Raw genomic sequence first — 20,892 nt, 5'->3', positions numbered from 1 at the left:
ATGAGTTCACCTTTAGTCACCATATTATTACCTGTTTATAATGGCGAAAAAACCATAAAGACTACTATTGAGAGCTTGCTCAATCAAACCTTTACTAATTTTGAACTATTGCTGGGTATTGATGGTACAACTGATGCTTCTAAAAATATTGCATTAGCTTTTAATGACTCAAGGATTAGGGTAATTGAACATCCTCAAAATTTAGGATTAGCTAATAATTTGAATGCAATTATTAGGCATGCATCTTCAAATAGTCACTATTTTGCTATGGCAGAACAAGATGATATCTATGTGCCAGAACGCCTCGAGTGGCAAGTTGAGGTTATGAACAAGTATGCAGATGTAGGTTTAGTCTCTGGGATAGCAGAATTTAAAAGTGATAACAAAGTCTTACAATTTCCAGGCATATTAGTCAATAATAGACAGTTTCCGCAAGGTGAAGAATTGTTTAAATACCTTTATGTTAATCAGTTAAAAGTAGTCAATACCTGCATGATGTGGCGTAAATATATACATGCAGAACACGATTTAATATTTAATAATACATACGGAAACTTTAATGTAGATTGGGATTTTGTGCTTCGATTTTCTTTATTATCTAAGATTCACGGAATATCCAAGAAACTGGTGACTATGAATAGGTTAGAACAACGAGATTCAGTTACACAACAAAAGCATGAGCAGTATAATGCCAGTCGCAATTTATTAAAGGATTTTCATGCGACTTTCCCTAATATTGTGAGTAAAAAACTTTACCAAAAAGCGTTGAATATGCATCGCAAAATTGAGATAGGAAATAATCCTAAATATAAAATTGTGTTGAAGAGTATAGCCTATTATTTGATGACATTTGACCGTTTTTATATTGATTATCTTTTCAAAAAAGTTAAGTTTTATACTAAATCTAGGAGTTAAATTAAACGAAAGACCAAAACTTTAAATATGTCGACCATTAGAAATATAATTAAGACTATACTACCATTAGAACTTAAAGAACTATACATCTTAAAAAGAAAGAAAAGTAATTTTAAGAAGAAGACAGTCAAAGAAACTTTTGATTTAATAGCTAAGGATAATTTTTGGTCTAGTGAAGAAAGTGTTTCTGGACCAGGTTCAGAGTTACAACACACAAAGGTTTTAATTACTGAATTAGAAAAGTTATTTGAGACTCATAAAGTTTCAAGTTTATTGGATTTGCCTTGCGGAGATTTTAATTGGATGCAAAATGTAGACTTATCTAAATTAAATTATTTAGGTGGAGACATTGTTCAAGATATTATAGATAAAAACAAATCTCAGTTCGAAGTAGAAAATATAAAGTTTGATGTTATGGATATTATAACTTCAGATTTAGGGCGTCAAGATGTGGTGTTAAGTAGAGATTGCCTTGTGCATTTTTCTTATAGTAATATTGTAAAAACAATTAAAAACCTAAAACGCAGCAAAAGTACTTATGTATTAATGACTACTTTTCCTGGAATCACTAAGAATAAAGATATTGTGTCTGGAGAATGGCGACCTTTAAATTTTGATATTTATCCATTTTATTTCCCACAGCCAGAAGTATTAATAAATGAAAATTATCAAGGCAAGGAAAAATATAAGAGCAAGTCAATGGCACTTTGGAAAATTCGCGATTTAAAAATCCCTTTTAGGCTACGTGTTTATTGTATGCTTTATAAAATGTTCAATTAATTATAAATGATAAAAGTTAATCTCTTTTTCGAGCATTTTCCAGCATTTAACCAATCATACATTGCTGATATGGTGGAATCATTGGCCGAGGAGAAATCTGTTGATTTAGAGATTAATGGATTAAAAGAAAGCGATTATAAGTCAACAATAAAAGTACAATTAGCGCCAAGTTATTTCCAAAAGCGTTTATACGAACGCTTTTATGGATTATTTTCTAATACTTATAAAGGTTTATCATATTGGGAGATAAAATGGCTTAAAAACAAAAAACAGATTGTACATCTGCACCATTCATTTTTGTTTAAGTATTTCAATGGAATTTCTAGTTTAAAAAAAATTAATAGACCAAAGCTAATAGTAACACTTAGAGGTAGTGATACATATTTAAGACCTTGGTATGATAAACGATGGTTGGATTTTTATAAAAACAGTACAGATAGAATAGATGCTTTTGTGGTTATGAGTCAGCATCAGAAAAATTACCTTCAAAAATGGGGAGTTTCCGAGGACATAATAGAAGTCATTCCTGCGTCAATAAAAGTAAGTAACAATTCGCCAAAGCAATTAGATAACGATAGAATTAAAATTGTATCATCTTTTAGGATGACATGGGAAAAAAATATAGAAGGCAACCTACGTGCAATAAGAAACCTTATTGAAAAGGGATATAATATTAGCTATGATATTTATGGAAGAGGTCACGATATAGGCGAAGCTTATTTTATAATTGACAAATATGGTTTACATGATGTCGTCAATATAAAAGGTAAAGTTGAAAATGATGAATATGTTAAACAACTCAAAGCCTATGATTTTTACTTGCAGTTAAGTAAGTCTGAGTCATTATCTATAAGTACAATAGAAGCACAATCTTTTGGTTTACCGGCAATTATATCTGATGCTGGAGGCATGCCAGAGACAATATTGAATGAGGAATCTGGTTATGCTATTCCGTTTTATAAGAGTGATTTAGCGGCTGTGAAGATAGAGCGTCTTATTAATGATAAAGCATTATACCAGCAATTTTCTAAAGCAGCAATTGCTAATGTAAATAGCAAATTCACTAATCAGGCAGAAGCAGAATCCTATATTAATTTATACAAAAGGCTTACTGAAAATGCATAAGGTTTCAGTAATCATACCAACATATAATAACCCAAAGCAATTGGAGCGTTCTGTAAAGTCTGTAGTTACCCAAACATATTCTAATATTGAGGTTATTATTGTTAATGATGGCTCTGAGGTGGATTATGAGGCCGTGAAATCGATATTCAAAGAAAATAATTCTATTCAGTTCTTTGATAAAGAAAATGAAGGTCCAGGATTGGCAAGACAATTAGGTTTGGAGAAATCTAATGGAAAATACATTCAATATTTAGATGCTGGAGACGAATTATTACCAGAAAAATTAGAACAACAAGTTAAAATTCTCGATGAGAATCCTACTGTAATAATGACCTATGGATTGAGTATGATTGATGGTAATCCAAAGAAATTGCACCGTCCAAAATTGAATAGAAATCAGTTTGATGATTTACTCAAAAATGTACTTGAAGTTAGAAAATGGCATACATCTGCACCTTTGTGGGATTACCAAAGAGGAAAATACTGGTCAAGTTTGTTTAATGGAGAAGATGTATTTCATGATTTTGAAGTTGCTATAAATAATAGAGGTCAAGTGCATTTTGAAAATAAAATTATGGTAAACCTTGTTTTTGATAATCCTGACGGTGGATTATCTAATGCTAGTGGTTTGGAAAGGAATCACCCTCGTTTTGTTAACGATTGTTTAGATTTAAATCTAGGAATGCAATCTCAACTCAAAGAAAAAGGTTTATTGAAACAAAAAATATATGCTAATCCATTAGCAGAACGCATGTTTCATGCTGCAATGCGAGTCAATCTTACAGGTTACAAAAAAGAGAGTATAGATTTGGTAAAAGCTTCAAAAAAAACAACCAAATCGCTTATAAAACATTTTGAACTTTTAATTTTGCAATTGGTAATACGACTACCTTTTAAAAACCGAAGACCAATATTTCAATTTATGTACAAAGTAAGACGTAAATTGTTGAGTCCAAATATCCATCAGTATAGATACATTTAATGTCCGACAATAAACTCACAACACAATCCTATTGGGAAACCTATTATAAGGCTAAGCATACTGACAAAGCCCATATAGTTAATGTGTGTTCGTTTTATGCATCTTTTTGGGATGAGCTTATTTCAGAAAAGAATACAGGTAAAACCCTAATAGAAATTGGTGGTTACCCTGGGCGTTATTTGGCATATCTTGCTTCAGAATATGGCGTTAAACCAACATGCCTAGATTATAATTCTAACGTGTCTCAAATTGAAGATTCTTTTAAAACTATGGAAGTCAAAGATTATGAGATTATTAGAGCAGACTTTACAGAGCATCAACCAGAACAGTTATATGATTATGTTGTTTCAAATGGTTTTATAGAGCATTTTGAAAACTATGATGAGATTTTAGATTTACATTGTAAGTATTTAAAGCCGGGAGGAAAGATGCTAATTATGATTCCTAATAAAAGGTATTTGAGAAAGATTTATGGCTATTTATGTGATTATGAAAACCTAAAAATTCATAATCTTAAATGTATGAAGCAAAGTGTTTTTAACAAGTTTGCTAATAGAAATAATCTGCAAGTAAACACTCTGCAATATTATGGAGGCTTCCCATTTTCGGTACATCAAAAACTGAATCTCTTTCAGAAGATAATTCATAAAGGCATGCGTTTTATCTTTAAAGGACGCATTAATAATTATCTAATAAAGCATCCATCTAAGTATTTAAGTGCAACCATAATTGGAGTTTTCGAAAAACCTGAATCTTGAACAAACAACTTAAAATAGCAATTTTCTCGGGCAATATTCCTAGTACGTCTTTTATAGAACGTCTCATCAATGGAGTTGCAGAACATCATGAGGTTTTTTTATTTGGTATTCAGAAAAAAAATGTAAACTATACTTCAAAAAACATTAGAATTTTCTCTACCCCAAATTCAAAATGGAAAAGCATTTTTATAACATTACGCAGAGTAATAAAATTATTTTTTTCTAACCCAAAAGCATTATTTCAGCTTTTAGAGGAAGTTAAAAAAGAAGCATCGGACTATTCAAAGTTCATGAAGCTTTCTAAATGCTTACCTATTTTACTCCATAAGCCAGATATTTTGCATTTGCAATGGGCAAAAGATATTGGTGCTTATGGGTTCTTAAAAACTAGATTTAATATACCATTAGTAGTTAGTTTTAGAGGTGCTCACATTAATTATACACCAGTAGTAGAGCCTAAATTTGCGTCTGTTTATAACGAGTTATTTCCTCATGTAGATGCTTTTCATGGGGTCTCATATACCATTATAAAAAAAGCATCGCAATATGGCAATATTAGTAGTCGTAGTACTGTCATTTATTCGCCAACACCAAAATTCTTTTTTAATACATACAAACCCTATCAGAAACCAAAAGGTAAGATTATCCGCGTTGTATCTGTAGGTCGTAATCATTGGAAAAAAGGCTACCAATATGCTATTGATGCCTTACATCAATTAAGAGTAAAGGGTTATGATGTACAGTATACTTTGATTGGACCAGAAAGACCGACAGAGGCCTTGCTATTTCAAATGTGCCAGCTTAATGTCTTAGAGGCAGTTTCTTTTAAAAGTCAATTGAGTCAACAAGAATTATTAGAGGCTTTGCAGCATCAAGATGTTTTGCTTTTACCAAGTGTTGAAGAAGGTATCGCAAATGTTGTCTTAGAAGCTATGGCTATGGGATTGCCCGTGATTTCTACAAACTGTGGAGGTATGGCTGAGGTTGTAAAACATAAAGAAACAGGTTGGCTAGTGCCAATGCGAGATGCAAAAGTTATTGAAGCTGCTATAATTGATTTTGATAATACACCAGAATATAAATTGAAATCTATGGTTTCTCAGGCACATGAATTTGTAAAACGAGAATTTGATTATGTCAATAATATTGAAAAATTCATTGAACTCTATAACACAGTTGTTAAATAAAAACTGTTAACAATGTGCAAGATATTATACTCCAGCATTGTTGCAAAAACTCTATATTAGAGCAGTTGTTTATTTATGCAAATCACCAACCCAATAATCCCAATAAAACCTAAAGAAGTCTACATTGACACTAATGGCGAGTTAGACTTAAAAGCCATTTGCGTTTTTGCAGCTATTGGGTTTTTCTTGGATGGTGATACCTATTGGACACATAAAAAAATTCTGAAGCCAGCTTCAATCCATCATATTAATTCAGAGAATATTCTAGAAAAGTCTGAAACCTATTTTAATTGGCATTATACGCCACGCAATATTAGTTTTAAACAGGCTCTTGAAGAATTCTCTTCACTATTCGAAACCATTATAGCTGAACAAATTGAAGACAAAAAAGTTATTTTACCATTGTCTGGAGGATTAGATAGCAGAACACAAGCGGTAGCATTAAAGCATTTAGGAGCCAATGTATCAGCATATAGTTATGATTATAGAAATGGTTATCCCGAAACCAAAATTGCTAAACAAATTGCACAAGTCTGCGGTTTTGATTTTCAATCTTTTAAAATTGAAAGTGGTTATTTATGGGAGAAGCTAGATGATTTAGTTAAGCTAAATAACTGCTATTCAGATTTTACTAGTCCTAGACAAATGGCTATTTCAGAGGAGTTCTCAAAAATGGGAGATGTTTTCTCACTAGGTCATTGGGGCGACGTGATGTTTGATAGTTATAATACTGAAAAACTATCTCATGAAGAACAAGTTCAATTTTTAACTAAAAAACTATTAAAGCGCGGAGGATTAGAATTTGCTTCTAAATTATGGCAAACATGGGATTTGGAGGGAGATTTTAAATCCTATTTTGAAAATAGAATCTCAAATTTACTAAGCACTATTAAGATTGAAGACACTAATGCAAAACTCAGAGCATTTAAGTCCAAATATTGGGCACCAAGATGGACATCTGTTAATCTTTCAGTGTTTAAAAACTCAAAACCCATAACATTACCATATTACGATAATAGAATGTGTGAGTTTATCTGTACTGTTCCTGAGGCGTTTTTGAAAGATAGACAACTTCAAATTGAATATATAAAAATGCGTAATCCAGAGTTAGCAACTCTAATATGGCAAGACAAACGACCTTATAATTTATATAACTATACTAATCCAAGTGTTATAAAAACCTTGAGTTATAAAGCTATTTATAAATTAAAGCGTACCGTTTCAAAACTATCAGGTAGACCATACATACAGCGTAACTGGGAACTTCAATTTCTGGGTGATAATAATAGACAACAATTAGAGACTGTTATACTAAATTCAAAGCTGTCAGAATTAATTCCCGAAGAATTTATAACAAAACACATAAAGGGTTTTTACAATCGAGATACTATAAAAAATGCACACTCTGTAAATATGTTGTTAACCTTAGCTATGTTTAATCAAATACAGAACAATGGCTAAGCGAATAAAGATTCTATATACCATACCAAATTTTGATACTGCTGGTAGTGGAAAAGTGGTTTATGATTTGGTGAAGCACATTGATAAAACCAAATTTGAGCCACACATTTGTTGTACGCATGACAAAGGCGAATTCTTTAAACGGGTAGAAGCTTTGAATGTGCCTATCCATATTTTTAAAGTTGCTGCAAAGTATCGTCCTTTTATAACATTGCCTTTTCGAGTTTGGAAGATTAAACAGTTTTTTAAGCATCATCAATTCGATATTATTCATTCATGGCAGTGGAGTAGTGATTTTACAGAACCATTAGCTGCAAAACTTGCAGGTATTCCTTTTGTGTATACAAAAAAAGCTATGGGTTGGGGTAATAAGGCTTGGCGTTGGCGTTCGCAATTAAGCTCTAAGATTGTGACGATTAATTCAGATATGGAAGCTCAGTTTTTCTCCAATATTACTAATAAAGTTTTATCAATTCCTATAGGACTAAGCATTAATGATTTTGGTATTTTAGAGAAGAGATATAATAGCTCAGATGGTTATTCTATTAATCAAGATGATTTCGTTATTGTGAGTATTGCCAATTTGGTACCTGTAAAGGGCATCGAGATATTATTAGAAGCCGTAAAGCAAATCGATAACTCAAAAATTAAAGTATTTATAGTTGGTGATGATTCTTCTGATTATGCAATAAATTTAAAAGAAAAGTATGCTAATTCAAATATCATATTCACTGGAAAGAAGCAGGATATTAAATCGTATTTAGCTCTGGCAGATGTATTTGTTATACCAACAAAGGACGAAGGTCGTAAAGAAGGGCAACCCATTGCACCCATTGAAGCCATGTTATCGGGGCGCGTAGTTATAGGTTCACGAATTTCTGGTGTAAAAGATATTTTATCATCTTTCCAAGATTGGTTATTTGAGCCTAGCTCAGTCAGTGATTTAAAAAAGAAGTTAGAATCTGTAACGCAGTTGCATCAAGAAGAGAGAAGACAATTAGCGAAGCGTATGTTTGAAATTGCTTCAGAGAACTACAATATTGAAAAAAGTATACAAATGCATGAAGTACTGTATTTAAAAATGAATAAATGTAGAACATGAAGATAGGTATTGTACTAGCTCAGCCACCATCGTATTCTGAAACCTTTTTTAATTCAAAAATAAAGGGACTTTCAGAGTATGGCTATACAGTAGAGCTTTATGTGCGAGACAATTCTTCGGGCTATAAGAACTGTAAAGTTTATTCTGCTCCAAAAGTCAGTAAAACCAAGGTTATTCAACTTTTTAAGACAGCATTTGTATTACTGGGCTTATTGTTTAGTTTAAAACGAGTTCTAACTTTTATTAAACTTGAAAAATCAGCAGGTCGCTCAAAGGCACAAGTTTTTAAGAATGTATATACCAACTCACATTTGCTTAAAGCAGATATAAATTGGTTGCACTTTGGTTTTACAACATTAGCTATAGAAAGTGAGCATGTAGCCAAAAGTATCGGAGCAAAGATGGCTGTGAGCTGTCGTGGCTATGATATGGATGTCTATCCACTAAAAAATCCAAATTGTTATAATTTAGTTTGGAAAAATGTAGATAAGGTTCATACTATCTCAAAATATATGTTAGCCAAAGCTAAAGCTAATGGAATGCTAGATGCTACCAAAACGACTATCATTACTCCAGCTATAAAGACATCACTTTTTGAAAATGATATAGAAAAGCAAATAGATAAAACAAAGCTAATACACATTACAACTATTGCACGATTACATTGGATAAAAGGATTGGATTATACACTTCGAGCTTTAACATTATTAAAATCCAAAGACATTAAATTCAAATACCAAATCATCGGTACTGGAACAGAATACGAATCGTTGCGTTTTGCTGTACATGAGTTAGGACTAGAGAACTCTGTAAGTTTTGTTGGCAAATTATCGCATCAAGAGACATTAAATCGATTAGAAAGTACTGACTTGTATATTCAGTATAGTCAATCCGAAGGCTTTTGTAATGCTGTTTTAGAAGCCCAAGCTATGAATTGTTTATGTGTAGTTTCTGATGGTGGCGCTTTACCAGAAAACGTCTTAGATAATGAGACAGGTTGGGTTGTTCCTAAGCGAAATCCAAAAGCATTAACTGAAACTATTTTTAGGGTTTTAAATATGGATGCGCTAGCTTTGAAAGCTATAAGAACTAAAGCTAGAAAAAGGGTTTTAAATGATTTTGCAATTAAGCGTCAGATACAATCTTTTATAGATTTTTATGAATAACCTTTTAGTCAAAATATACGATACAATTCCTAAAGATTTAAGACTTAAAATCGGAAAATCTAAATGGCTTAAAGGGTTTAGAAGGTACTTGTTATATGATTCAAAAGGATTTAAAACAGCAAAAGTTGTAGTAAACAGAGTTTATGGAAACTATAAAGTCAATTTTCAATTCGTGGCTTCCATAAAAATGGCATCTAAAGCAAAACGCTTGGGAACAGAAAATACGGTGCTTCGTAATAGTTTTTTTTTAATCGAACAATACAAATCAAATAGAAATAATTTAACGGTATTAGATGTAGGTTCTAATTTTGGATATTTAGGAGCTGTATGGGCGGATTCAATTGCAAAAAATGGTAAAGTATTGGCATTTGAGCCTAACAAAAATCTATTTGCATCTATCACAAAGACGATTGAAGCAAATGTACATTTTAAACGTAATTTTAAGGTATATAATCTTGCAGTTGGAGCCGAAAATGAAACCATAACAATTAACGCAAGTAATTTTTCTTCAAATGCCCAATCTATGGATACTGCTATTGAGACTTATGACGTAGAGATGGTAACTTTGGAAAGTTTTCTAAATACGGAAAATATTCAGCAAGTAGATCTAATAAAAATTGATGTTGACGGCATAGAGCTAGATATTTTAAAAGGAGCTATTAATCTATTAAAGCAGAATAATTCTATAGTCATTGTAGAAACTAATGATGATATGCGCATTGTAGAGTTTTTTAAAGAGCTAGACTACAGAATTTACGATATGAAGCTAAATGTCTTTGATACTCATGAAGCATTACCACTAAATATTTTCTGTGTCCCAAAAAATTTAGAAAATCATGCTGTTTAGTTTCCTTAAATATTTGCAGCCAACCCATTATTTTGGATTAAAAATCAAAAATGGAAATTTGATTTTTCCAAAAGTTGATGCTAAGATTTCATCTCAATTCGAAGAAGATATCAGATACAAATCTCAAGAAGCTAAACAATATGACCAATCATGGCGAGCTATTCAGAATGGATACATAAATTTTTCTAAAGCTATTACTGAAACTGTTAAGTTATCTGTTTTTGATAATTATATATTTTCGAGAAAATATTTCAGTAAAGCTTGGGTGTTTTATGTGTGTTTAATTAGGATTTTAAGCTTGAAAAACCCTCTAAGGGAGATTTCAGGATTTATTAAAACTAGACATATTAAACGTTATGTTTTTGGGAACGAAATTGTAAAGTATAATGAATATCAAAATTTTGGAAGTCAGCTTTTAAGAGCGCAGCCATTAATTTCTGTTATTATTCCAACGCTAAACCGCTATGATTACCTGAAAGATGTTTTGAAAGATTTAGAGCTTCAAGATTACACCAATTTTGAAGTAATAGTTATTGACCAATCTGAACCTTATCAAGCAGAGTTTTATAAAGGTTTTAATTTAGATTTAAAGTCTGAATTCCAAGAAGAAAAAGCCCTTTGGTTAGCTCGAAATAATGCCATTAAACAATCTAAAGGTGAGTATATTTTGTTATTTGATGATGATAGTCGTATTGAGAACAATTGGATAAGTCAGCATCTAAAAACCTTAGACTTTTTTAACGCAGATATCTCTTCTGGTGTGTCAATTTCAAAAGTTGGAGACAAAGTGCCAGCTCATTATGCCTATTTTAAGATTAGCGACCAGTTAGATACTGGTAATGTACTATTGAAAAAAGACATTTTTAAAAATATTGGATTATTCGATAGACAGTTTGAGAAGCAACGCATGGGAGATGGCGAGTTTGGGCTTCGAGCTTTTTTAAATGGTTATAAAAATATCTCAAATCCTTATGCAAAACGTTTACACTTAAAAGTGGACTCTGGAGGTTTACGAGAGATGGGAAGTTGGGATGCATTTCGTACAAAAAATCTATTTCAGCCAAGACCAATACCAAGTGTACTTTATTTTCACAGGCGTTATTTTGGTACAAAAAGAAGCTTATTGTCCGTTTTAAGAACGGTTCCTATTTCTGTTGTGCCTTATAGATACAAGAGTAAAAAACTTATGTTATTGCTAAGTAGTTTTATAGCTATAATATTATCCCCTTTGATTATAATTCAGGTTGTAAAATCATGGCATTTGGCATCGAAAAAACTAAAAGAAGGACCAAAAATTGAAATGCTTTAATGTCAAAAAGGAAGAAACATATTGTTCTTTTAACTTCGGAATTTCCACCTTTACCTGGAGGTATAGGAAATCATGCCTATAATTTAGCAGAATATCTCCAAAAATCTGGCTACAAAGTCTCAGTAATTGCAGACCAACGAGATACTGTTGAAAATGAAGCTAAATTTGATTCGGAATTGCAAAGTAAAGTCTATCGTATAACATTAAAAAACTCTCGGTATTTAATGTATTTAAAACGAATTTGGTTATGTTTTAAGCTTTCTAAATCTGCTAGTTTTCTGATATGTTCGGGTAAATTCCCATTATGGATAGGTGCTATTTTAAAACCGATAATTTCTGCTAAAATTATTGCTGTTATTCATGGTACTGAAGTCAATTTCACGAATCCACGTTTAAAAAAGTCTGTTAATTCCTCTTTAATAAGATTTGATAAAATTATTGCTGTTTCAAATTTCACAAAGACATTAGTTGAAGAATTAAAGCTAAAATCTGTAACTGTAATTCCTAATGGATTTTCAGTTTCAACATTAAAATATGTAGACAATAATTCTATTGAATTAAAAGGATCGCCCAAATTACTTACTGTAGGTAATGTTACTGAACGAAAAGGGCAGGCAAACGTAATTAAGCATTTGCCTATTTTAAAAGAGAAATACCCAAATGTACATTACCATTGCGTAGGTTTTAAAACTGAAGTTGACGCTTGTAGAGATATAGCAAAGTCTCTTGGTGTTTTAGAACACGTTACGTTTCATGGACATGTAACACATCAACAACTGAAAGGCTTTTACGAAAATGCCGATATTTGTGTAATGCTGAGCAAAACAACCCAAACAGGAGATGTTGAAGGCTTTGGAATTGCATTAATTGAAGCCAATCATTTTGGTTTGCCAACTATTGGAGCAAAAGGCTGTGGAATAGAAGATGCAGTGTCTCATGGTAAGTCAGGATTGCTTGTAAATGCTCGTGAATCAGAAAAATTAATAGATGCTGTTACTACAATTTTGGATAACAAATCTGCATTTGAACGAGAGGCTAAATCTTGGTCTGAGTTACACCAATGGCAACATATTATTAAACGTTATATAGATTTTATAGATTCTTGAAACTCGTCATCATTTCACATACAGAACATTATAAAACTGCAGCTGGTAAAATAATAGGTTGGGGGCCGACGATTAACGAAATTAATCACCTAGCGCCTCATTTTGAGTCTATTACCCATGTGGCCATGCTTCATAATTCTGAAGCACCTCCAAGCACTGCTGAATATACAGAAGATAATATTCATTTTGAAGCTTTACCAGCTTTAGGAGGTACAAGTGTTTCAAGTAAACTAAAGACTATTAGCAACATTCCAAAAGTAATCGGTATAGTCAATAAATTATTAAAAGATGCTGATGCCTTTCAACTAAGAACACCAACAGGTATAGGTGTCTTTTTAATCCCATACTTGACATTGTTTTCAAAGAAAAAGGGTTGGTATAAATATGCCGGTAATTGGAGTCAAAAAAATCCGCCTTTAGGTTATAGATTGCAACGTTGGCTATTAAAAAAACAATCCAGATTAGTAACAATCAATGGGCAATGGTCAGATCAACCTAGACAATGCTTGACTTTTGAGAATCCATGTCTTAAAGATGAGGATTTATTAAGAGGAAAAGATATAGTGTCTATAAGACAGTTAGAAGATAAATTAAATTTTTGCTATGTAGGTCGTTTAGAAACTCCAAAAGGTGTTGGACGAATTATTGAAGCTTTTATGAGTTTGTCGAAAAGTGAGCAGAGTAGAGTAGGACAAGTACACCTTATAGGTGATGGTAATGAGAAAACGCATTTTGAAGAAATAGTAAAACAATCCGATATTGATTTTAGATTTCGTGGTTATTTGCCACGTTCTGAAGTTTTTGATGTTTATAAGAAAAGTCAATTTTTACTAATGCCGACAAGTGCCTCAGAAGGTTTTCCAAAGGTAATTGCTGAAGCTTCAAATTTTGGATGCTTACCAGTGGTCTCTTCGGTTTCTGCCATTGCGCAATATGTAAAACATAGAGAAAATGGTTTTATAGTATCACCAATATCAGCTGAAGGATTGAAACTCCAATTAGATACTATTTTTAATCTAGATGACACTCAATATCAAAACTTACTAAATCATAGTCAAGATTTTGTAAAGCGATTTACTTTTAATCATTATACCAATAGAATTCTAACAGAAATACTATCTTAAGCCTAGTTTGAGACGAAGATTATTACAAAACGATTCTTACATTCAACTTGTATTGTTACATATAGGTTTAGGCTTGATATTCTTTATTTTTAAGCCATTTGCAAAGATTTTTTTTCTGATTATAATGGGATATTTCTTATATCGCATAGTAACTTCCACACCTTCTAAGCTGACCATGAATGTGCTTTTGGGTTGTGCCTATTTTACTGGTATTGAGATTTTATTTCGGATGACTAAAGGTGGTTTGGCTTATGAAGCTTCAAAATATTTAGTCGTCGTCTTTGTGCTTATTGGTATGTTCTATAGAGGTGTTTCAGGAAAAGGGTATGCCTATTTTATTTATCTCGTTTTATTAATACCTTCTATTATTGTGGCATCTGTAACTCTTACTTTAGATGCTAAGTTTAGATCTAATATCACTTTTGTATTAAGTGGTCCTGTTTGCTTAGGTTTAGCAGCCTTGTTTTGTTACGATAGAAAAGTGACGTATCAGCAACTACATAAACTTATTTTGTACATTCTACTTCCCATTATTTCGACAACGACCTATCTGTTTTTATACACACCATCAATAAAAGATAGGTTGAGTGGTACCGCTTCTAACGCTGCGCTTTCAGGAGGTTTTGGGCCAAATCAGGTATCTACAATTTTAGGATTGGGTATTTTTTGTGTTGTTGTACGTTTGGTATTAAAATCACCTAATATATTCTTAAAATCACTTAATCTTATTCTATTGGCTGCGATGACATTTAGAGCTATTGTTACTTTTAGTCGTGGTGGTGTTCTAGCAGCAGGATTAGTAATTGCTGCATTTTTTGCTACAGTTGTTTTTCGTTTAAAGGTAAAACGTCTTATTCCTCTATTTGGTTCTGTGTTCTTGTTGGTGAGCATACTAGCTATAACTTGGGTTGTAAGCTCAAATCAAACACGTGGTTTAATAGACAAACGTTATGCCAACCAAGATGCATTAGGACGTGAGAAGGAAGATTTAACCACTGGTAGATTAGATTTATTTATAGAAGAGGTTGATGGCTTCTTGGAGAGTCCGTTTTTGGGTATTGGAGCTTCTCGCGTAAAAAATAAAAGAGTTCAAGAAACGGGTCAACAATTACCTTCCCATAATGAATTAGGTAGATTATTATCTGAGCATGGAATGCTAGGAATTATATGTATCTTAATTTTAATATTTAAGCCACTAACTTTAAGAACAAATAATCGGCGTAATATATTTTTCTTTTCCTTTTTAGCTTTTTGGTTTGCAACAATTAATCATTCTGGGATTCGTATTGCGGCACCAGCAGTTTTATACGCGCTAGCCTTGTTAAATGTAACACACGATACGAGTCAGAATAAGCGTTCAATACGGAATAGGAATATTCAACCACAAATTGCATCGGAGCAATAAAAGATATCTATAGATGAAGAACCTATTGTACATAGGCAATAACTTAAATACAACTAAAACTAATATATCATCTATTCAGGTTTTAGGAGGTTTGCTTGAGTTCGAAGGTTATAATTTGCGTTATGCATCGTCTTACAGTAATAAGTTCATCCGATTTTTGCATATGTTATGGTATTGTATACGTTATGCGAAATGGGTAGATGGCGTACTTATAGATACGTATAGCACTCAAAACTTCTATTATGCGTTTTTATGTAGCCTAGTATGCAGATTATTTGCGGTGCCTTATTATCCTATTCTTCATGGAGGTAATCTTCCAGAACGATTAGATAAAAACCCAAAGATGTCTGCTTCGATATTCAATAATAGTAGACTAAATGTCTCACCATCATTGTATCTGAAATCTATTTTTAATAATAAAGGATTTGACAATGTGGTATATATACCCAATAGTATATCTATTGATAAATATGAAGTGACACCAAAACTGTATGATGCTATAAGATTGCTTTGGGTACGTTCCTTCTCAGAAATATATAACCCTAAAATGGCTGTAAAAGTCATGAAAGATTTGAAAGATTCTGGATATAGTGTTGAACTATGTATGGTTGGTCCAGATTCTGATGGAAGTTTAGAATCTGTAAAAGCTCTGTCTAAAAAACTAAATGTGGATGTAAAGTTTACAGGTAAGCTATCAAAAGAACAATGGATAAAATTATCTAGAGACTATAATGTTTTTATTAATACGACTAACTATGATAATATGCCAGTCAGTATTATTGAAGCTATGGCACTTGCATTTCCTGTGGTGTCGACAAATGTTGGAGGATTACCTTTTTTAATAGATAATAATGAAAATGGTCTATTAGTGCCTGTCAATGATGTTGATGCAATGGTAAAAAGTATTTTAAGGATTTTTAATAATAAAGATTTAAGACATCAACTTTCTACGAATGCAAGACAAAAAGTAGAGTGCTTTGATTGGGAAGTAATTAAGACACAGTGGTATTCAATTTTTAAACCTAATTAAGATTTGTTTTGTTTTCTGTATAAGAGGTCTATCTTTACAGTAACAATTATTCCCCTAACATGAAACAGAATAGTGCCATCCACTTTGAGATATCAGAGCGCAAGGTTTTATTGCGCATAGTAGATGTACTCATGGCATTTTTAGGGATATTTATTTTATCTACTTATTTTGGATTTGAGTATCTTGAGATTACCTCAGAGAATACAGTTCCTCTTATTGTATTGGTCGTTTACATATCTATTTTTGGGACTATTTTTGAAATATACGATTTACAAAAAGCAAGTAAGTTAGATGTAAGCTTTAAGAATATTGTACTCTGTATGTCAACAGTGGTTTTATTCTATCTTTTAACACCTATTGTTACACCTTTTTTGCCAGAAGCACGTCTGCAAATCATATATTTTTATATAGCGCTTATAGCATTTGTATTTTTATGGCGTGTGCTTTATAATACTCTGATTGCTTCTCCGAGATTCTACAAGCATATACTTTTGGTTGGCGAATTACCTAATATAGATAATGTAGTAAACACGCTAACATCTGCAGACTCTAATTATAAATTTGTAGGTTTTATAAATAGTGAAGGTAACGATGGAGATTCAATAAAATATAAAGGTTTAAAGGAGTATACCACTAAACATCTTTCTAATGTAATTATTGATGAGCAAATTTCTGAAATTATTGTGGCAGCTAACAATGCTGAGCATATCACTCCAGATTTATATCACGAATTGATGCTGTTATTAGAACGTGGATTTAAAATAAGAGAGTATACTCAGGTATATGAAGAAGTAACTAACAAAGTGCCTATTCAATACGTAGGTAAAGATTTCTATAAATATTTTCCGTTTAGCCGTAATAATGAAAATCAACTTTACAGATTCTTTCAGAGGACTTTTGATATTGTGTTTTCATTTTTTGGATTGCTTTTCATGTTATTAATAATACCATTTGTATTTATAGGTAATGCCTTTGGTAATAGAGGGCCTTTGTTTTATACTCAAGAACGCATAGGAAGAAATAGTACTTTATTTACTATTTATAAGTTTAGGACAATGGTTGTTAATGCCGAAGCTAGGAAAGCGCAATGGGCTACAAAAGATGATGCTCGTGTCACTACTTTTGGGAAATTTTTAAGGCGCTCTAGATTAGATGAAATTCCACAGTTTATTAATGTAATAAAAGGTGAAATGAGCATTATTGGACCAAGACCAGAACGCCCATTTTTTGTTGCAGAATTATCACGATCTATCCCGTTTTATGAAACACGTCATATTATTAAACCTGGACTTACGGGTTGGGCTCAGGTGAATTCACGATATGGTGGTTCTGTAGAAGAAAGCCTTACTAAACTTCAATATGACCTGTACTATATAAAGCATAGAAGTCCATTTCTAGATCTTAATATTATTTTGAAAACTTTGAGTACAGTTCTATATTACAGAGGGCAATAATTAAGCTGTTTTATAATAGCGAAGCAAATACAAATATCTTATCAGTAATGCTATTAAAAGCGGTAGTAGTGCAATCGCAAAAACTTGAATACCAATAAACCAATGCATAATCATTAAGGCTAGCATAATGATTAAAAATTTAATATAACTCCTAAACCAATTTTTGGTTTGTTTTTTAAAGAGTTGCCCTATAACAAATAGGTTAATAGGGAATGCCCAAAGCAAATTATAATTGTATCCTGTTGCAGTATGGTCTGTACCAAACCATAAAAGAAGAAGCGCAACACCAATTATACCTGTAATACCAAATAGGATAACATCTAACCATTTTGTTCTTTTTTTAGATTTATAATCTCTGTAAGTGAGGTAAATAATAAGAGCAGATAATATACTCATTATTACAATTGGACTGCTAAAAAACAGATTAGTTTTATAACCTTTATTATGTCTCGATTTGTAAATGGTGTTGGTGCCTTTGACTAGTGTTTTAGAGCCAATTTGGGCATTTTCAAAATTCTTAAAAATATATTTTGGTAAAAACATTTGTTCAGCACTAGTAGCTTGCTTATCAATTATAGAGCCTAACGCAATGTCAATACCAAAACTCCCCCAAGTGTTTAGACCAACTTGTTCATGGATAAGAGTTCTGAATGTTTTTTTTTCTTCGTCTTTTATTTCAGAAAAACGGATACCTTGGCTAGCACTTGAGTTGGTAACATCTCTAATTTTAGTAGCACAATTATCATAAAAAAAATCATACAGATATCTTCTGTTTTCAGGCTTATAATTATTATCTAGATAATTATATAATTTCTGTTTTTGGTCTTGGTCAAAATTTAGTGTTTGTTCATCTATTGTTCTATCGTAATAGCGGTATAATTGAAATATATCTGAAAATTTTTTCCTGCTGATGAGGTAATTCAATTTGCCTTGGGCAAATTTTAAATAGAAATTTGGAGCTTCAAAATCATAACCGCCGTAGCCATAAACCAAATCAATTCCTTGGGCTCTATCTTTTATTCTAAAAGCATTATGTCCAAAAGCATCATTTAGGTTTGTGCCTGGCCCAAATGTTAATACAGAAACTTCTGCTTGTGGCGATAATTGTAATTGTTGTGAAAAATTATAACTAAAAAAGAAAAGTAGAGTAAGTACAGATAATTTGAGTTTCATAGTTGATTCTGAAAATTCTATCTAAAAATACTGAAATCTAATTTCACGGAGAAGACATTAGAATATAATGCAGCACTTTGGTCGCCTATGTCTGTAAAAGCATAATCTATCTCAATACCTTTGTATTTAAAACCAACACCAAAATTAGGCTGAAATGTCAAATTTTCAGAGTTGTCAATTTGTAACTCATTTTGGAAATTACCAACCCCAGCACGTAAAAAGACTAAATCTGTATAGCCAAACTGAAATCCTAGTGCAGGTGCAATACTAGCAAAAGATGTAGATATGATATCATTAGTTTCAGCAAAGCGCATATTAAGATTAAGGGCTGCAAGCAATGTATAATCATAATGAAAAGTCCATGACTTTGACATACCTATTTCTAACTTAGGTAAAGTTAATTCAGATTTTTCTGGTAAAGTTTGATTTTGTCCGGCGATGGCGCCACTAATTTTCTCAAATTCATCTTCGTCAATAGCCCAAGAGTTATAAGTTGTTGTAATGTCACGAGCCATAAAGCCAAATTTCCAATCGTTTTTGCTTTCAAACTGAATACCTGCATCAAAACCAAAACCCCAAGCAGAAGCAAAATCACCAATAACACGACGAATCACTTTTGCATTTATACCATAGTTTAAACCATCTATTGGTAATTTACGTGCGTAGGACAAGGTTACACCATAATCCGCAGTAGAAAAAGTATTTATCCTATCGTAATTGATATTGCCTTGGTCGTCTATTAATTGCGTAGTGTCTAAAATATCATCTACCCCAAATCGAATTACCGAAATACCAACAGCGCTTCTATCATCTAGAGGCATAGCGTAAGCCAAGTAATTATAATTGGCAATATTTGCAAAGTAGCTAGAGTGCATTAAAGCTAGTTGGTTATCTTCTAGGTTTACCAGACCAGCAGGATTCCAATAGCCAGAATTAACATTATTGGTATGTGAAGTTACGGCATTACTCATCCCAAGCGCAGCAGCATCAACACCAATATTCATAAATTCATTGGAGTATTTTCTTGCTGATTGCCCTGATATTGTCAATGACAAACATGCTAAAAGAATTACTAAGTAATTTTTCAAGTCAATTTTTTTACAAAGATGCACAATATTTTGTTTCTATTAAACTATAAAAAGGTTGAGTTATTGCATGCTATAGGCATAGAACTAAAATACTTTTATATTTTTACGGAAACTACCAACTCATCATATGAAGCGACATATACCTAACATTGTTACTGGACTTAACTTATTTTCTGGTTGTATAGCCATATTATTTGCGGTTAATAATCATTACGTTGGCGCTGCATTATTTGTGTTTTTAGGCATATTCTTTGATTTTTTTGATGGCTTATTAGCTAGAAAACTCAATGTACAGAGTAACCTAGGTATTCAGTTAGATTCACTAGCAGATATGGTAACTTGTGGAGTAGTACCAGGTATTATTATGTATGGTCTAATAAATGATGCGCTTGGTGGTGGAACTATTTTTGTTGTTGAAAATGCATGGAACCAAACCATGGGTTGGGATGGCTTAAAAATACGTCCTCTTGCACTGTTAGGGTTTTTAATACCGGTTGCCTCTGCATATCGTTTGGCAAAATTCAATTTAGATGAAGACCAACAGACCTACTTCAAAGGATTACCAGTTCCTGCCAATACATTGCTAATATTTTCAATACCATTAATTTTACATTTTCAATATAATATTACCGTATCAAATTTGTTTGGTAATGTTTGGTTTTTAATTGGTTTTACGCTTTTGAGTTGTTATTTGCTTAACTCTAATATTAAGTTATTTGCATTAAAATTTAAAACCTGGAGCTTTAAGGAAAATAGGGTTAGATACTTATTCTTGATTGCAAGTATTATTCTCATGGTAGTATTTCATTTTATAGCTATACCAATTATCATATTACTATACATTTTAGTTTCACTATTTACACAACAATCAATTTCATAA

General features: G+C 32.1%; 19 protein-coding genes. 17 read left to right on the top strand and 2 right to left on the bottom strand.

The features are described from left to right. From Q0770_RS05075 to Q0770_RS05000, 16 genes are all read left to right on the top strand, one after another. Positions 1-915: a glycosyltransferase family 2 protein gene (locus Q0770_RS05075; protein WP_299114691.1), complete on the top strand. Its 915-nt coding sequence runs from the start codon at positions 1-3 to the stop codon at positions 913-915. A 27-nt stretch (positions 916-942) separates the two neighbouring features. Further along, the gene (locus Q0770_RS05070) at positions 943-1,695 is read left to right on the top strand and encodes a class I SAM-dependent methyltransferase (protein ID WP_299114689.1); all 753 of its coding nucleotides are present in this window, start codon (positions 943-945) and stop codon (positions 1,693-1,695) included. Between the two features lie 6 nt (positions 1,696-1,701). Continuing rightward, on the top strand, positions 1,702-2,820 hold the full coding sequence (locus tag Q0770_RS05065; protein ID WP_299114687.1) for a glycosyltransferase family 4 protein: 1,119 nt from the start codon (positions 1,702-1,704) through the stop codon (positions 2,818-2,820). Beyond that, complete coding sequence (locus Q0770_RS05060) at positions 2,813-3,802, top strand: glycosyltransferase family A protein (protein ID WP_299114685.1); 990 nt, start codon at positions 2,813-2,815, stop codon at positions 3,800-3,802. The genes Q0770_RS05065 and Q0770_RS05060 overlap by 8 nt, the downstream gene beginning before the upstream one ends. Then, on the top strand, positions 3,802-4,560 hold the full coding sequence (locus tag Q0770_RS05055; RefSeq protein WP_299114683.1) for a cyclopropane-fatty-acyl-phospholipid synthase family protein: 759 nt from the start codon (positions 3,802-3,804) through the stop codon (positions 4,558-4,560). The genes Q0770_RS05060 and Q0770_RS05055 overlap by 1 nt, the downstream gene beginning before the upstream one ends. Beyond that, a complete protein-coding gene (locus Q0770_RS05050; RefSeq protein ID WP_299114681.1) occupies positions 4,557-5,747 on the top strand; it encodes a glycosyltransferase family 4 protein in 1,191 nt (396 codons plus the stop codon). The genes Q0770_RS05055 and Q0770_RS05050 overlap by 4 nt, the downstream gene beginning before the upstream one ends. A gap of 75 nt (positions 5,748-5,822) precedes the next feature. Then, positions 5,823-7,208: an asparagine synthase C-terminal domain-containing protein gene (locus Q0770_RS05045; protein WP_299114680.1), complete on the top strand. Its 1,386-nt coding sequence runs from the start codon at positions 5,823-5,825 to the stop codon at positions 7,206-7,208. Beyond that, a complete protein-coding gene (locus Q0770_RS05040; RefSeq protein ID WP_299114679.1) occupies positions 7,201-8,310 on the top strand; it encodes a glycosyltransferase in 1,110 nt (369 codons plus the stop codon). Before Q0770_RS05045 ends, Q0770_RS05040 begins: the two co-directional genes overlap by 8 nt. After that, on the top strand, positions 8,307-9,476 hold the full coding sequence (locus Q0770_RS05035) for a glycosyltransferase family 4 protein (protein ID WP_299114677.1): 1,170 nt from the start codon (positions 8,307-8,309) through the stop codon (positions 9,474-9,476). Before Q0770_RS05040 ends, Q0770_RS05035 begins: the two co-directional genes overlap by 4 nt. Continuing rightward, positions 9,469-10,323: an FkbM family methyltransferase gene (locus Q0770_RS05030; protein ID WP_299114675.1), complete on the top strand. Its 855-nt coding sequence runs from the start codon at positions 9,469-9,471 to the stop codon at positions 10,321-10,323. The genes Q0770_RS05035 and Q0770_RS05030 overlap by 8 nt, the downstream gene beginning before the upstream one ends. 58 nt (positions 10,324-10,381) lie before the next feature. Next, complete coding sequence (locus tag Q0770_RS05025) at positions 10,382-11,632, top strand: glycosyltransferase family 2 protein (RefSeq protein WP_299114673.1); 1,251 nt, start codon at positions 10,382-10,384, stop codon at positions 11,630-11,632. Beyond that, on the top strand, positions 11,632-12,738 hold the full coding sequence (locus Q0770_RS05020; protein WP_299114671.1) for a glycosyltransferase family 4 protein: 1,107 nt from the start codon (positions 11,632-11,634) through the stop codon (positions 12,736-12,738). Before Q0770_RS05025 ends, Q0770_RS05020 begins: the two co-directional genes overlap by 1 nt. Beyond that, positions 12,735-13,862: a glycosyltransferase gene (locus Q0770_RS05015; protein WP_299114669.1), complete on the top strand. Its 1,128-nt coding sequence runs from the start codon at positions 12,735-12,737 to the stop codon at positions 13,860-13,862. Before Q0770_RS05020 ends, Q0770_RS05015 begins: the two co-directional genes overlap by 4 nt. Positions 13,863-13,986: 124 nt before the next feature. Further along, the gene (locus tag Q0770_RS05010) at positions 13,987-15,267 is read left to right on the top strand and encodes an O-antigen ligase family protein (protein ID WP_299114667.1); all 1,281 of its coding nucleotides are present in this window, start codon (positions 13,987-13,989) and stop codon (positions 15,265-15,267) included. 13 nt (positions 15,268-15,280) lie between these two features. Continuing rightward, positions 15,281-16,297, top strand: coding sequence for a glycosyltransferase family 4 protein (locus Q0770_RS05005; RefSeq protein WP_299114665.1), 1,017 nt, complete (start codon positions 15,281-15,283; stop codon positions 16,295-16,297). A gap of 59 nt (positions 16,298-16,356) precedes the next feature. Further along, positions 16,357-17,751, top strand: a complete 1,395-nt coding sequence (locus tag Q0770_RS05000; RefSeq protein WP_299114663.1) for a sugar transferase — start codon at positions 16,357-16,359, stop codon at positions 17,749-17,751. Here Q0770_RS05000 and Q0770_RS04995 read toward each other — a convergent pair whose 3' ends face one another. Beyond that, positions 17,752-18,924: a DUF4105 domain-containing protein gene (locus tag Q0770_RS04995; RefSeq protein ID WP_299114661.1), complete on the bottom strand. Its 1,173-nt coding sequence runs from the start codon at positions 18,922-18,924 to the stop codon at positions 17,752-17,754. It abuts the gene before it with no gap. A gap of 17 nt (positions 18,925-18,941) precedes the next feature. After that, complete coding sequence (locus tag Q0770_RS04990) at positions 18,942-20,012, bottom strand: PorV/PorQ family protein (RefSeq protein ID WP_299114659.1); 1,071 nt, start codon at positions 20,010-20,012, stop codon at positions 18,942-18,944. A 127-nt stretch (positions 20,013-20,139) separates the two neighbouring features. Here Q0770_RS04990 and Q0770_RS04985 point away from each other — a divergent pair, with 127 nt between their 5' ends. Next, on the top strand, positions 20,140-20,892 hold the full coding sequence (locus Q0770_RS04985) for a phosphatidylcholine/phosphatidylserine synthase (RefSeq protein ID WP_299114657.1): 753 nt from the start codon (positions 20,140-20,142) through the stop codon (positions 20,890-20,892).

This window comes from uncultured Winogradskyella sp., from assembly GCF_947501905.1.
GTDB lineage: Bacteria > Bacteroidota > Bacteroidia > Flavobacteriales > Flavobacteriaceae > Winogradskyella.
The sequence above is the reverse complement of the archived record's forward strand: the minus strand, read 5'-3'. Positions and strand labels throughout refer to the sequence as shown.

Coding starts and splice junctions, on each gene's coding strand:
- Q0770_RS05020 (WP_299114671.1), top strand. CDS start 11,632: ATGTCAAAAAGGAAGAAACATATTGTTCTTTTAACTTCGGAATTTCCA.
- Q0770_RS05005 (WP_299114665.1), top strand. CDS start 15,281: ATGAAGAACCTATTGTACATAGGCAATAACTTAAATACAACTAAAACT.
- Q0770_RS05070 (WP_299114689.1), top strand. CDS start 943: ATGTCGACCATTAGAAATATAATTAAGACTATACTACCATTAGAACTT.
- Q0770_RS04985 (WP_299114657.1), top strand. CDS start 20,140: ATGAAGCGACATATACCTAACATTGTTACTGGACTTAACTTATTTTCT.
- Q0770_RS05000 (WP_299114663.1), top strand. CDS start 16,357: ATGAAACAGAATAGTGCCATCCACTTTGAGATATCAGAGCGCAAGGTT.
- Q0770_RS04995 (WP_299114661.1), bottom strand. CDS start 18,924: ATGAAACTCAAATTATCTGTACTTACTCTACTTTTCTTTTTTAGTTAT.
- Q0770_RS05035 (WP_299114677.1), top strand. CDS start 8,307: ATGAAGATAGGTATTGTACTAGCTCAGCCACCATCGTATTCTGAAACC.
- Q0770_RS05075 (WP_299114691.1), top strand. CDS start 1: ATGAGTTCACCTTTAGTCACCATATTATTACCTGTTTATAATGGCGAA.
- Q0770_RS05040 (WP_299114679.1), top strand. CDS start 7,201: ATGGCTAAGCGAATAAAGATTCTATATACCATACCAAATTTTGATACT.
- Q0770_RS05045 (WP_299114680.1), top strand. CDS start 5,823: ATGCAAATCACCAACCCAATAATCCCAATAAAACCTAAAGAAGTCTAC.
- Q0770_RS05030 (WP_299114675.1), top strand. CDS start 9,469: ATGAATAACCTTTTAGTCAAAATATACGATACAATTCCTAAAGATTTA.
- Q0770_RS05010 (WP_299114667.1), top strand. CDS start 13,987: ATGGGATATTTCTTATATCGCATAGTAACTTCCACACCTTCTAAGCTG.
- Q0770_RS05055 (WP_299114683.1), top strand. CDS start 3,802: ATGTCCGACAATAAACTCACAACACAATCCTATTGGGAAACCTATTAT.
- Q0770_RS05065 (WP_299114687.1), top strand. CDS start 1,702: ATGATAAAAGTTAATCTCTTTTTCGAGCATTTTCCAGCATTTAACCAA.
- Q0770_RS05060 (WP_299114685.1), top strand. CDS start 2,813: ATGCATAAGGTTTCAGTAATCATACCAACATATAATAACCCAAAGCAA.